General features: G+C 66.6%; 11 protein-coding genes. 3 read left to right on the top strand and 8 right to left on the bottom strand.

Annotated features, from left to right (window positions below; genetic code table 11):
- Nucleotides 1-5: 5 nt before the first annotated feature.
- Both DIE08_RS28105 and DIE08_RS35765 read right to left on the bottom strand, forming a co-directional pair.
- Nucleotides 6-2,198: a hypothetical protein gene (locus DIE08_RS28105; RefSeq protein ID WP_185715907.1), complete on the bottom strand. Its 2,193-nt coding sequence runs from the start codon at nt 2,196-2,198 to the stop codon at nt 6-8.
- A 103-nt stretch (nt 2,199-2,301) separates the two neighbouring features.
- Nucleotides 2,302-2,505, bottom strand: a complete 204-nt coding sequence (locus tag DIE08_RS35765) for a hypothetical protein (protein ID WP_174908127.1) — start codon at nt 2,503-2,505, stop codon at nt 2,302-2,304.
- A gap of 185 nt (nt 2,506-2,690) precedes the next feature.
- Here DIE08_RS35765 and DIE08_RS28100 point away from each other — a divergent pair, with 185 nt between their 5' ends.
- From DIE08_RS28100 to DIE08_RS28090, 3 genes are read left to right on the top strand one after another with little or no spacing between them, the layout of a single operon-like run.
- Nucleotides 2,691-3,755, top strand: a complete 1,065-nt coding sequence (locus DIE08_RS28100; protein ID WP_124904809.1) for an acyltransferase — start codon at nt 2,691-2,693, stop codon at nt 3,753-3,755.
- 35 nt (nt 3,756-3,790) lie between these two features.
- Entirely contained in the window at nt 3,791-4,837 is a 1,047-nt protein-coding gene (gene gmd / locus DIE08_RS28095) for a GDP-mannose 4,6-dehydratase (protein ID WP_059524769.1), read from the top strand.
- Entirely contained in the window at nt 4,824-5,798 is a 975-nt protein-coding gene (locus DIE08_RS28090; protein ID WP_124904807.1) for an NAD-dependent epimerase/dehydratase family protein, read from the top strand. The genes gmd and DIE08_RS28090 overlap by 14 nt, the downstream gene beginning before the upstream one ends.
- A 97-nt stretch (nt 5,799-5,895) precedes the next feature.
- Here DIE08_RS28090 and DIE08_RS28085 read toward each other — a convergent pair whose 3' ends face one another.
- From DIE08_RS28085 to accD, 6 genes are all read right to left on the bottom strand, one after another.
- Nucleotides 5,896-7,086, bottom strand: a complete 1,191-nt coding sequence (locus tag DIE08_RS28085) for an O-succinylhomoserine sulfhydrylase (protein ID WP_124904805.1) — start codon at nt 7,084-7,086, stop codon at nt 5,896-5,898.
- A 258-nt stretch (nt 7,087-7,344) separates the two neighbouring features.
- Nucleotides 7,345-8,877, bottom strand: a complete 1,533-nt coding sequence (purF, locus tag DIE08_RS28075; RefSeq protein WP_059599539.1) for an amidophosphoribosyltransferase — start codon at nt 8,875-8,877, stop codon at nt 7,345-7,347.
- A gap of 51 nt (nt 8,878-8,928) precedes the next feature.
- Nucleotides 8,929-9,423, bottom strand: coding sequence for a CvpA family protein (locus tag DIE08_RS28070; RefSeq protein WP_059524763.1), 495 nt, complete (start codon nt 9,421-9,423; stop codon nt 8,929-8,931).
- Nucleotides 9,424-9,429: 6 nt separating this feature from the next.
- Nucleotides 9,430-10,251, bottom strand: coding sequence for an SPOR domain-containing protein (locus DIE08_RS28065; RefSeq protein ID WP_124904801.1), 822 nt, complete (start codon nt 10,249-10,251; stop codon nt 9,430-9,432).
- Nucleotides 10,252-10,280: 29 nt separating this feature from the next.
- Nucleotides 10,281-11,591, bottom strand: coding sequence for a bifunctional tetrahydrofolate synthase/dihydrofolate synthase (folC, locus tag DIE08_RS28060; protein WP_059599541.1), 1,311 nt, complete (start codon nt 11,589-11,591; stop codon nt 10,281-10,283).
- Nucleotides 11,592-11,691: 100 nt separating this feature from the next.
- Complete coding sequence (gene accD, locus DIE08_RS28055) at nt 11,692-12,564, bottom strand: acetyl-CoA carboxylase, carboxyltransferase subunit beta (protein ID WP_044843820.1); 873 nt, start codon at nt 12,562-12,564, stop codon at nt 11,692-11,694.
- Nucleotides 12,565-12,576 lie beyond the last annotated feature (12 nt).

Below are 12,576 nucleotides of genomic sequence, written 5' to 3'. Positions count from 1 at the left end.
GCCCGTCACGGTTTCCAGCGATACATCAGCACCTTGCCGCGCGCGTCTTCCTCGACGAACACCAGGTATTCGCCGTTCTCGCGCCGGAACGCGCTGATGCCGAACGGCACGTCGACCCAGCCCGACGCCTTGCCGACCTCCGCGCCCGGGCTCATCACGCCGACTTCCTTGCCGGTTTCCTTGTCGTACACGTGGATCTTGCCGACCGGCTCCACCGTGAAGATGTAGCGGCCCTCGACCGTGATGCCGATCAGGTCGAGGATCGGCTTCGCGTCGAGCTGCCACGGCAGCGCGACCGTGTAGCGCACCACCGGCGAGCCGGTCGACCACTTGTCGAAGCGCACCAGCACGCGGCCGACTTCCTTGTTGATGCCCGGCTGCGGCGGCGCGTCGGCCGTGTAGCCCGTCACGTACAGCGTGTCCGTCTGCGGCTCGTAGATCGCGCGGCGCAGCTGCGTGAACGGCTGCGGCATCGGATAGGTCGTGACCTTGTCGTACGAGTAGATCGGGTTGCCGGCCTTGTCGATGCCGCCGTAACTGAAGCGGTGTATGCCGCGCACGTCGCTCGTGCGCCAGATGTCGCCCTTCGTGTCGACCCACCAGCCCCAGCCGCCCGCCTTCGCCTTGCCCGTCGTGTTGGTCGTGAACTCGTCGTCGTCGAGCCGGCCGTTGCCGTTCGCGTCGCGCCAGATCCAGTCGCCGCCCGGCGGCTTGTTCGGCACCTTGTCGACCGGCCGCGCGCGGCCCGCGATCAGGCCCGACGGAATCGCCACCTCGCCGTCGCGCTTCGCATCGAAGCGGTAGATCTTCAGGTGATCGGCGTACATGTCGGTCAGGTACAGGAACGTGCGGCCGTCGACGCGCCGCGCCATCGGCATGCCCGGATACTGGTCCGTGTGGAACACGGGGTCGTCCGGATACTTGAAGCGGTTCGACAGGAATCCGACATATTTCCAGTCCTGGCCCGGCGGCTTCGACAGGTCGAGCTCGAAGCGCTTGTTGCCCGTATACACGCTGTTCGGCCGCGCGGGGTCGAGCCACGCGCCGTCGACGAACAGCAGCCCCTGCACCTGCCAGCGGAGCTTGCCGTCCGGCGTGTAGCTTTCCAGCACCGCGCCGAGCCCCGCGCCGATCGTGTCGTGGCGCGGCCCGATCCCGTTCATCGACACATAGATGTTGCCGGCGCGATCGACGCCCACGCCCGTCAGCCCGTTGAAGCGCTGCGGCCCCGGACGGCCAGGCACCGGGCCCGCGAAGATTCCGCCGCGCTCGCCGAGCGTGCCCGACGGCGCATAGCCCTTGCCGCCTTTCGAGAAAATCAGGATCTGCTGGCGCGGCCCGTTGTCCGCGACGAGCACGCGCCCTTTTGCGTCGACCGCCACGTCCACCGCATCGGTACCTTCCGGCAGCGGCGGCGCGTCATCGAGCTTGCGGCCGTCCGCGCGCACGTGCACGAGATGCGCGGGCCCGCCGATCGTATCGGTGAGCAGCCACAACGTGCCGTCGCCGGCGAGCGCGATGCGGCCCGGCTCGTGCGCACTCCACGTGGCCTTCTTCTGCATCGTCTCGGCGTCGTACACGTCCACCGCGTCGTGCGACGGATTCGTCGCGAACAGCGTCTTGTCGTCGGCCGCGAGGCCGCCGACTTCCGCCTTCGCCTCGCCCACTTCCGACCGGGCCGGGGCCGGCACCTCGTTGACCATCATGAAGCTGGCGGCCATCCGCGCGCGACCGGCATCGGCACGCCCGCCAGGCGCGACCTGCGGCGCCGCGCGGAACGGCGCCGGCTGCTTCATGTCGCCGATCGTGCGGCGCGAAATGCCGAACCACTGCTTGCCCTTGTCCGGCCAGATGCCGGGCGACTGCAGATGGCCGCGCTCGTTGCCCACGCCGATCGCGACGTACGCATACTTGCCGTTCACCGCGACCGCGTTGCCGCCGAGGTTGCCCCAGCCGTGCGTGCCGCCGGCGAAACCGAGCATCTTCCCGTCCTGGTAGACGCTCGCCTCGGCGCCGCTCTCGTCCCACGGCGCGTTCGTATACACCTTGCCGTCGGGTGTCACCGCGATCGCGCGAATGTCGATCTGCGTCCAGCTGCCGTCGCCATAGCCGAACGTGTTGCCGATCCACGACGTGGTCGCGGGCAACACGGTTTCAGCCGGTGCGGCGCTCGCGGACAGCGCCGCGCATACCGTCATGCCAACCAGAATCAGACGTCGCAATGCGCTCTCCAGACTCGATACGGAAGCGACTGGCGCCGCGGCATGCTGCCTGGCCTGATGCCCTGTCGCTAAATAGGTTTCAAACGTCGCGATGCAGGTTACAAGCAAAAATAATCACAAGAAATTTGGAAATATTTGGGGATGTTTCGAGCTGAAATATCGAGCCGGAACAACGAGAAATTGGCCCGGCAAAGCGGAAATATCGACCGCCTTTCGCGCGGCGATCCGTAGAAAATGCCGCTCCGGCCCGCGCGCCGGGGCGCGTAGCCTGCAAACCTTTCATGTCGCGATTGAAACAACCGGCATTCGAATGTTTTCAGCCGGATAAATGACATGCGTTTTTTTGCCGATTTCTTTTCCCTAGAATCGATTTCGATTCAATATTTCATTTAAACGCATGCATTACGTTCACGCATCGGATGCGCGGCGCGCCGCGGCATCGGCCGCGCGTCGCGAAGGAGCGGCGCGATGACGGGCATTTCGCGCACCACCGACCTCGCCCCGCCGCAACACGGCCGCATCGTGCAGCTCGACGGGCTGCGCGCGATCGCCGTCGGCGCCGTGTTCCTCCAACACGCGCTGAAGGCGCCGCTATGGATGGGCGTCGACCTGTTCTTCGTGCTGAGCGGCCTGCTGATCACCGGCATCCTGCTCGATCGCAAGGCGCGCGGACAGTCGTACTTCAGCCACTTCTACGCGCGCCGCGTGCGCCGGATCCTGCCGCCGTACGTGCTGCTGCTGATCGTGTCGACGCTGCTGTTCGGCGCGAGCTGGCTGCCGCACTGGCCGTGGTTCGCGTTCTTCTCGACCAACATCGGACTGTCGCTCGGCAGCATCGGCCACGACAGCCTGAACGTGCTGTGGTCGCTCGCCGTCGAGGAGCAGTTCTACATCTTCTGGCCGTTCGTCGTGCTGTGGTGTTCGGAGCGAGCGCTGCTGTGGATCGCCGCCGCGCTGATCGTCGCGGCGCCCGTGCTGCGCGCGATCGCGACGCCGTGGTTCGATTCGTTCTGGCCGATTTACTACCTGACGCCGTTCCGCATGGACCTGCTCGCCGCGGGTGCGCTGCTCGCGATCGTGCTGCGCCGCGACCGGCGCGCGCTGGAGCCGTTCTATCCGCTCGCGATCCTCGGCGCACTCGTGTCGCTCGCGATCCTCGGCTGGCTGCACCTGTCGTTCCCGCGTTTCCGCGCGGCGAACACGCCGCTGTCGAACGCCGCGCTCTACAGCATCTCGCTGCTGCTGTGCACGTCGATCGTCGTGATCGCGCTGCGCGGACGCGGCCTCGTGCAGCGCGTGCTGACGAACCCGCTGCTCGTGTACGTCGGCACCGTCAGCTACACCGTCTACCTGATTCACCTGAGCGTGCTGTACGCGCTGTGGCCGTTGCACCTGAACCGCTTCGTCACGGCCGCGCTCGCCCTCGCCATCACGCTCGCGTACGCCACCGTGAGCTGGTACGGCTTCGAGCGGCGCCTGACGCGCGGCCCCGCACGCGCCACGGTGCCCGCCGCCGCGCGCACGACAGCCTGACTTTCTCAATCCATCGATTCGACCAGGACATTGCCATGAGCCAAACTCGCAAGAAGGCCATCATCACGGGGATCACCGGGCAGGACGGCGCCTACCTGACCAAGCTGCTGCTCGACAAGGGCTACGAAGTCACGGGCACCTACCGCCGCACCAGCTCGGTGAACTTCTGGCGCATCGCCGAGCTCGGCGTCGATACGCACCCGAACCTGTCGCTCGTCGAGCACGACCTGACGGATGCCGGCTCGAGCCTGCGGCTGCTCGAACGCACGCAGCCCGACGAGCTGTACAACCTGGCCGCGCAGAGCTTCGTCGGCGTGTCGTTCGATCAGCCGGCGACGACCGCCGAGGTCACCGGCATCGGCCCGCTGAACCTGCTCGAGGCGATCCGCGTGGTCAGCCCGAAGACGCGCTTCTACCAGGCATCGACGTCCGAGATGTTCGGCAAGGTGCAGGCGATTCCTCAAACGGAAACGACCGCGTTCTACCCGCGCAGCCCGTACGGCGTCGCGAAGCTGTACGCGCACTGGATGACCGTGAACTACCGCGAGTCCTACGACCTGTTCGGCTGCAGCGGCATCCTGTTCAACCACGAATCGCCGCTGCGCGGCCGCGAGTTCGTCACGCGCAAGATCACCGACACCGTCGCGAAGATCAAGCTCGGCAAGGCGACCAAACTCGAGCTCGGCAACCTCGACGCCAAGCGCGACTGGGGCTTCGCGCTCGAATACGTCGAAGGGATGTGGCGAATGCTGCAGGTCGACGAGCCCGACACCTACGTGCTCGCGACCAACCGCACCGAGACCGTCCGCGACTTCGTGCAGATGGCGTTCGCGGCGGCCGGCTACCAGATCGAATGGACCGGCAAGGGCGAACAGGAACGCGGCCTCGACGCGTCGAACGGCAACGTGCTCGTCGAAGTGAATCCGAAGTTCTACCGCCCTGCCGAAGTCGACCTGCTGATCGGCTGCGCGGACAAGGCCAAATCCAAGCTCGGCTGGGCGCCGGAAACGACGCTCGAGCAGCTTTGCCAGATGATGGTGGAAGCGGACCTGACGCGGAATCGTCACCATGACACGTACTGATGCCGGACGCTCGTCGCGCCGCGCATTCGTCACGGGCCTGACGGGCTTCACCGGCCGCTACATGGCGCAGCGCCTCGAGGCGGCCGGCTACGACGTGTGGGGCACCGTGGCGCCCGGCGCGGCGCGGCCCGACGATCCGGCGTTCGCGAACTGCACGCTGCTGCCGGTCGACCTGCTCGACGCGCAGGCGATGCGCGCGGCGGCCACCGATGCGCGACCCGATGCGGTCGTGCATCTGGCTGCGCGCGCGCACGTCGCGCAGGACGAGCCGTCGCAGACTTACGCGGTCAACATCGTCGGCACGCGCAACCTGCTGGCCGCGCTCGCGGGTCTCGATCGCCGCCCGTCGGCGGTGCTGCTCGCCAGCAGCGCGAACATCTATGGCAATTCGACGGCCGGCGTGCTCGACGAAACCGTCTCACCCGCCCCCGCGAACGACTATGCGGTCAGCAAGCTCGCGATGGAATACGCGGCGAAGCTGTGGGCCGACCGCCTGCCAATCGTGATCGCGCGGCCGTTCAACTACACCGGCGTCGGCCAGGACGAGGCGTATCTGCTGCCGAAACTCGTGTCGCACTATGCGCACAATGCGCCGCGCATCTCGCTCGGCAATCTCGACGTGAGCCGCGATTTCTCCGACGTGCGCGACGTGACGACCGCCTATCTGAAGCTGCTCGAAACCGCGCCGGCCGGCGAGACGTTCAACGTCTGCTCGGAGCGCGCGTATTCGCTGAAGGAAGTGCTGGCGATGCTGTCGCGGATCGCCGGCTACGTGATCGACGTGACGATCGATCCACGTTTCGTCCGGCACAACGAAGTGAAGCGCCTGAGCGGGTCGCGCGACAAGCTGCGGCGCGCGGTGGGCGAGCTTCCGGTGACGCCGCTCGACGACACGCTGCGCTGGATGATGGAAGCGATGCGTGACGTGGATCGGCCCGCCCAGGCCGGGCACGCCGGCTGATTGCGTCAACGCGCGCGGCGCCTGCAAAAAGACGACGGGCCGCTCGATCAGATCGAGCGGCCCGTCGTCATGTCGGCCCTGTAACCTGCCGCCGCGCTCAGCCCGCGAGACCGCGCGCGAGATCGTTGCGCAGGTCGCTCGCGTTTTCCAGGCCGACCGCGAGGCGGATCAGGCCTTCGGTGATCCCCGCGGCCGCACGCGCTTCCGGCGTGATGCGGGCATGCGTCGTCGTCGCCGGATGCGTGATCGTCGTGCGCGTGTCACCGAGGTTGCCGGTGATCGAGATCAGCTTCGTGCTGTCGATCACGCGCCACGCATTCGCGCGCTGCTGCTCCGGCGTGTCGCCCTTCAGCTCGAACGACACGATCGCGCCGCCCGCCTTCTGCTGGCGCTTCGCGAGTTCGTGCTGCGGATGCGATTCGAGCCCGGGATAAAACACGCGCGCGACGGCCGGATGCGAATCGAGCCAGCGCGCGATTTCCAGCGCGTTCGCCGACTGCTTCTCGACGCGCAGCGACAGCGTCTCCATCCCCTTCAGCAGCACCCACGCGTTGAACGCCGACAGCGTCGGCCCCGCGCTGCGCACGAACGGGAACACCTTGCCCATGATGAATTCCTTCGAGCCGACCAGCGCGCCGCCGAGCACGCGGCCCTGCCCGTCGAGGAACTTCGTCGCCGAGTGCATCACGACGTCCGCGCCGAGTTTCAGCGGCTGCTGCAGCACCGGGCTGCAGAAACAGTTGTCGACGACGAACAGCGCGTTCGCGGCCTTCGCGATCTTGCCGATCGCCTCGATATCGGCGAGTTCGGTCAACGGGTTCGACGGCGTTTCGAGGAAGAACATCTTCGTCTCGGGCCGTACCGCTTCCTGCCATGCGTTCAGGTCGGTCGGATCGACGAAGGTCGTCGTGATGCCGAACTTGCTGAAGATCTGCGAGAACATCCCGAGCGTCGAGCCGAACAGGCTGCGCGAGCTGACGAGGTGATCGCCCGCCTGCAGGGCGGACATCACGACCGACATGATCGCGGCCATGCCCGACGCCGTCGCGATGCAGGCCTCGCCGCCTTCGAGCGCGGCGAGACGATCCTGGAACATGGTGACGGTCGGGTTCGTGAAGCGCGAATAGGTGAAATAGTCTTCCGAATTCGCGAAGCGCTCGGCCGCCTCGGCCGCGCTCGTGAAGCAGAAGCTCGACGTGAGGAACAGCGCTTCCGAATGCTCGTTGAAGTTGCTGCGCAACGTGCCCGCGCGCACGGCGAGCGTGTCGAAGTTGAGGGAGTCGTCCATGTTCCGTTTTCCGTATTCGAGGGTCGCGCCGCTGGTCATGCTTCGGGCGCGAACCCAGCCACAAAATCAGGCCAAAACAAAAAGCCCGCTATGCGTCGGCATCAGCGGGCTTCGGTGCGGTACGACAGCGATCGACTCGGGCCGACTGCCGCCGGCCTTCGCTTTAGCTGTTTTGGGAAGTCGCCCCGCGTCCGCAAGCTGAATCAAATCGACGCACGGCGACATCCTATCACGCTTCGTCGGAAGCGTGCGGCTGCATCACTCGACCGACAGTTGCAGGTTCATCTGCGAACGCGCGGCATCGCCGGCCGTGTCGCGATCAGCCTGCGACGCCGGTGCGAGACGCGCGCGCTCGATCGCATCGAGGTACTCGGGCGTCACGGCGCCGGTGATGTAGTTGCCGTCGAAGCACGACGCCTCGAATTGCTCGAGCTTCGGGTTGATGTCGCGCACCGCGCGGCGCAGGTCGTCGACGTCCTGGTAGATCAGGTGGTCGGCGCCGATGATCTTCGCGACTTCCTCGTCGGTGCGGCCGTGGGCAACCAGCTCGCCGCGCGTCGGCATGTCGATGCCGTACACGTTCGGGAACTTCACGGGCGGTGCCGCCGACGCGAAGATCACCGACTTCGCGCCCGCATCGCGCGCCATCTGCACGATCTCGTGCGAGGTCGTGCCGCGCACGATCGAGTCGTCAACGATCAGCACGTTCTTGTCCTTGAACTCGATGCTCATCGCATTGAGCTTCTGGCGCACCGACTTCTTGCGCACGGCCTGGCCCGGCATGATGAAGGTGCGGCCGACGTAGCGGTTCTTGAAGAAGCCTTCGCGATACTCGACGCCGAGCTTCGCGGCGACCTGCATCGCGGCCGGACGCGACGAATCGGGAATCGGCATCACGACGTCGATCGGCACGTTCGGCAGCTCGCGCTTGATCTTCTCGGCGAGGTAGTCGCCCATGCGCAGGCGCACGTTGTAGACGGGCACGCCGTCGAGGCACGAATCCGGACGCGCGAGATACACGTATTCGAACATGCACGGATTCAGCGTCGGGTTCTCCGCGCACTGCTGGCTGTGGAAGTTGCCGGCCTTGTCGATGAAGATCGCTTCGCCCGGCTGCACGTCGCGCACGAATTCGAACCCGATGCCTTCGACCGCCACCGACTCAGACGCCACCATCCACTCGGTGCCGTGTTCGGTCTCGAGCTTGCCGATGCAGAGCGGGCGAATGCCGAACGGATCGCGGAACGCGAGCAGGCCGTAGCCGGCGATCAGCGACACGATCGCGTACGAGCCCTGCAGGCGGCGATGCACGCCCGCGACCGCCTTGAACACCGCGGCCGGATCGAGCTCGAGTCCCGTCGTCGACAGCTGCAGCTCGTGCGCGAACACGTTGAGCAGCACTTCACTGTCGGAGTTGGTGTTGATGTGCCGGCGGTCGATCCGGAACATCTCGTCCTTCAGCTGTTCCCAGTTCGTCAGGTTGCCGTTGTGCGCGAGGATGATCCCGAACGGCGCGTTCACGTAGAACGGCTGCGCCTCGGCTTCGCTCGACGCCGAGCCGGCCGTCGGATAGCGGACCTGGCCGATGCCGAAGGTGCCGGGCAGGCTGCGCATGTTGCGCGTGCGGAACACGTCGCGCACCATGCCGTTCGCCTTGTACATGTGGAAATTGCTGCCATCCGCCGTCGCGATGCCCGCTGCGTCCTGACCGCGATGCTGCAGCAGCAGCAGGCTGTCATAGATCAGCTGATTGACCGGGGATTGGGAGATAACGCCTACGATGCCGCACATGGCATGTCCTTCAGAATGACAAAATCGGTTCCGTCCTGCCCGGCCGCGTCGTCACACGCGTACGTACTGGGCCATGCCGTCGGGCAGGAGCTGCTTCAGCTCATGCACGCCCTGTTCGGCGAAAGGACGCAATAGCGCATTGCGCCAGAAATCCTGTTTGGGCAATTCGGTCAGCCCGGCCGCCGCGACCAGCAGCACCACCAGCACGCAGCCGCGGACGAGCCCGAACATCATGCCCAGCGAGCGATCGACTCCGCCGAGGCCCGTCGCCTGCGCGATCCGCGACAACAGCGCGTTCGCGACACCCGCGACGAACACCACGCCGATCACGATCAGCGCGAACGCCAGCACCCACTGTGTCAGCGCGCCGCCCGGCCAGTTCGCCGGGATATATGGCACCACCAGTCCGACATAGCGGGCCGCGATCGCAATCGCCGCGATCCAGCCGATCAGCCCGAAAATCTCCGAGACGAAACCGCGCCACGCGCCACGCAGCGCGGACAACGCGATCACCGCCAATACAGCGTAGTCGAAAGCCGTCAGCATCGCACGTTACTGCGTGAGTCCGGCTTCGCGCACCTTCGCAATCGCGGCGGACGCCGCCGCGCGATCCGCGAACGGGCCGGCACGCAGCAGTGTAGCCGTGCTGCCGTCCGCCTGCTTGCGATGCTCGACATATGCGGGCACCCCCGCCGATTTCAACTTGGTGGCCCACGAACGGGCCGTCGTGTCGTCCTTGAACGAACCGAGCTGCACCGCGAAGCGCGCACCGGCCGACGATGCGTCGCCGCTGTCGGCCGCGGCGTCGGCGTTCGCGACCTTCGCGGGCGCCGGCTTCGGCGCGGGTACGGCCGTGGCCGGCTTCGCAGCGGGCTTCGGCGGCGTCACATTCGCCGCGGTCGTCGGAGCCGTGGTATCGGGCTTCGCGGCCGGCTTGGCCGCATCCTTGGCCGCCGGCGCGGGCACGGCCGCCACGGCGACATCGGATGCCGGCGGTTCGTCATGCGCGACGCCTGCCTGCACGTCGGACGCGTCGTCGTCGCGCGGCGCGACCGCCTGATGCGCGGGCCGGTTCGGGATGTCGATCGCGATGTCGTCCGTCACCGGCTTCGGGTGCGAATCGAGCACCATCGGCAGCACGATCACCGCGGCGACGACGAGCGCGATCGCGCCGACGAGACGCCGGCGGGCGCGTTGCTTTTCTGGAAGGGTCGGATCGAGGAGCAGTGCGTCCGATTCCGGACGCTCGGTGCGGCGCGTGCGTCGCTCGACGCGTTCAGTGCGCTCCGTGCGCACGTTCCGGGAGGCCCCGGTACGACCGCCGCGCCGCGGGGGCGCGTCGTCGTCTTTCTTGCCGAACGAGAAAATTCCCATGAATGGCTGAGTCCGAAACTGCCCGTCAGTCAGTGTTGCTGCGATTTCCGGTAGGCCATCACACCTGCCACCGTATGGAAACTGCCGAAAACCACGATTCTATCATTCTCGGATGCTCTTTTTAGTGCATCGCGAAACGCTTCGGCGGGCGACGCGAACCGCGTCACGCTCGAATCGGCCCCCTCCTCCACGCCGACCTTGCGTAGCGCGGCTTCGAGCTGCTCCGCGCTCGCCGCGCGCGGCAGCGGCAGGTCGGTCACGCACCAGTGGTCGACCTCGCCCTTCAGGTGCCGCAACACGCCGTCGATGTCCTTGTCGTGCATTGCACCGAACACCGCGTACGTGTACGGGAAGAAGCCCATGTTGCCGAGATTTTGCTCGAGCACGGCCGCCGCATGGGGGTTGTGCGCGACGTCCAGCACGATCGCCGGCTTGCCGGGCAGCACCTGGAAGCGGCCCGGCAGTTCGACGTTGGCGAGCCCGAGCCGGATGTCCTGCGCGGACACCGGCAGCACCGGGCGCAGCGCCTCGAGCGCGGCCAGCGCGGCCGATGCATTGATCAGCTGATTCGCACCGCGCAGCGCCGGATACGCGAGCGCCGGGTAGCGCTTCTCGCGACCGAGGTAGCTCCACTGCTGGCGCTCGGCGCCCGCCTGCGCCTCGTAGCGGAAATCGCGGCCGACGAGCCACAGGTCGGCGCCGATCGCTTCGGCGTGATCGATCAGCGTTTGCGGCGCGGCCGGATCGCCGCAGATCGCCGGCTTGCCGGCACGGAAGATCCCCGCCTTCTCGAAGGCGATCTTCTCGCGCGTGTCGCCGAGGTATTCGGTGTGATCGATGTCGATGCTCGTGACGATCGCGCAATCGGTATCGATGATGTTGACCGCATCGAGCCGGCCGCCGAGGCCGACTTCGAGGATCACCGCGTCGAGCCCGCGCGACGCGAACAGGTGGAGGATCGCGAGCGTCGTGAATTCGAAGTACGTGAGCGACACGGGCTCGGGCAGCGACGTGCGCGCTGCCTCGACGGCTTCGAAGTGCGGCAGCAGCTCGGCGTCGCTGACCTGCTGGCCGTTCACGCGCGCGCGCTCGCCGAATTCGAGCAGGTGCGGCGACGTGTGGCAGCCGACCTTGTAGCCCGCGCGCACGAGGATCGTCTCGAGGAACGCGCAGGTCGAGCCCTTGCCGTTCGTGCCGCCGACGGTGATGACGGGGCACGCGAATTCGAGCTGCAGCGCCGCCTTGACCTGCCCGATGCGGGTCAGGCCCATGTCGATGCCGACCGGGTGCGCGCGTTCGAGATGCGAAAGCCACGCGTCGAGAGTGGGAAAAGTGCTCATCGGATCAAATCTGGATCGGGACCGCCACTACGCCAAAAAACGAAGCGCGCCGCCTGACGCTGAAGCCAGGCGACGCGCAGTGTTCACAAACTCGCGCCAATCAGGCCAGCGCGTCGGCCGGTTGCCGCTGCAGCAGCGCGAGCAGTTGCGCGATCTCGTCGCGCATCTTGCGGCGGTCGACGATCATGTCGATCGCGCCCGTCTTCAGCAGGAATTCCGCGCGCTGGAAGCCTTCCGGCAGTTTCTCGCGAACCGTCTGCTCGATCACGCGCGGGCCGGCGAAGCCGATCAGCGCCTTCGGCTCGGCGATCACGACGTCGCCGAGGAATGCGAAGCTCGCCGACACGCCGCCCATCGTCGGGTCGGTCAGCACCGAGATGAACGGCAGCTTGGCCTCTGCCAGCTTGGTCAGCATCGCGGTGGTCTTGGCCATCTGCATCAGCGACAGCAGGCTTTCCTGCATCCGTGCGCCGCCCGACGCCGTGAAGCAGATGAACGGCACTTGCTGCTCCAGCGCATTCTGCGCGCCGCGCGCGAAACGCTCGCCGACGACCGAACCCATCGAGCCGCCCATGAACGAAAACTCGAAGCAGGCAGCGACGACGGGCAGCGTATGGATCGCGCCGCCCATCACGACCATCGCGTCGGTCTCGCCCGTTTCGTCCATCGCTTCCTTCAGACGATCGGGGTACTTGCGGCTGTCCTTGAACTTCAGCGAGTCGACCGGCACGATTTCCTGGCCGATTTCATAGCGGCCTTCCGGATCGAGCAGCCCGTCGAGACGCTCGCGCGCACCGATGCGCATGTGGTGATCGCACTTCGGGCACACGTGCAGGTTCGCGTCCACGTCGTTGCGGTACAGCACGGCCTCGCAGGACGGGCACTTGACCCACAGGCCTTCCGGAATGCCCTTGCGGCTTTTCGGGTCGGTCTGCTTGATCTTCGGCGGCAACAGTTTGTCGAGCCAGCTCATCGTATGGTTTCC

Source organism: Burkholderia sp. Bp9004 (assembly GCF_003858025.1).
In the GTDB taxonomy this organism is placed as follows: domain Bacteria; phylum Pseudomonadota; class Gammaproteobacteria; order Burkholderiales; family Burkholderiaceae; genus Burkholderia; species Burkholderia diffusa.
This window is presented reverse-complemented; position numbering and strand designations above follow the sequence as displayed.

Excerpts from the sequence above, each read along its gene's own strand:
- DIE08_RS28105 (WP_185715907.1), bottom strand. The coding sequence starts at position 2,198 with ATGACGGTATGCGCGGCGCTGTCCGCGAGCGCCGCACCGGCTGAAACC.
- DIE08_RS35765 (WP_174908127.1), bottom strand. The coding sequence starts at position 2,505 with ATGAAAGGTTTGCAGGCTACGCGCCCCGGCGCGCGGGCCGGAGCGGCA.
- DIE08_RS28100 (WP_124904809.1), top strand. The coding sequence starts at position 2,691 with ATGACGGGCATTTCGCGCACCACCGACCTCGCCCCGCCGCAACACGGC.
- gmd (WP_059524769.1), top strand. The coding sequence starts at position 3,791 with ATGAGCCAAACTCGCAAGAAGGCCATCATCACGGGGATCACCGGGCAG.
- DIE08_RS28090 (WP_124904807.1), top strand. The coding sequence starts at position 4,824 with ATGACACGTACTGATGCCGGACGCTCGTCGCGCCGCGCATTCGTCACG.
- DIE08_RS28085 (WP_124904805.1), bottom strand. The coding sequence starts at position 7,086 with ATGGACGACTCCCTCAACTTCGACACGCTCGCCGTGCGCGCGGGCACG.
- purF (WP_059599539.1), bottom strand. The coding sequence starts at position 8,877 with ATGTGCGGCATCGTAGGCGTTATCTCCCAATCCCCGGTCAATCAGCTG.
- DIE08_RS28070 (WP_059524763.1), bottom strand. The coding sequence starts at position 9,423 with ATGCTGACGGCTTTCGACTACGCTGTATTGGCGGTGATCGCGTTGTCC.
- DIE08_RS28065 (WP_124904801.1), bottom strand. The coding sequence starts at position 10,251 with ATGGGAATTTTCTCGTTCGGCAAGAAAGACGACGACGCGCCCCCGCGG.
- folC (WP_059599541.1), bottom strand. The coding sequence starts at position 11,591 with ATGAGCACTTTTCCCACTCTCGACGCGTGGCTTTCGCATCTCGAACGC.
- accD (WP_044843820.1), bottom strand. The coding sequence starts at position 12,564 with ATGAGCTGGCTCGACAAACTGTTGCCGCCGAAGATCAAGCAGACCGAC.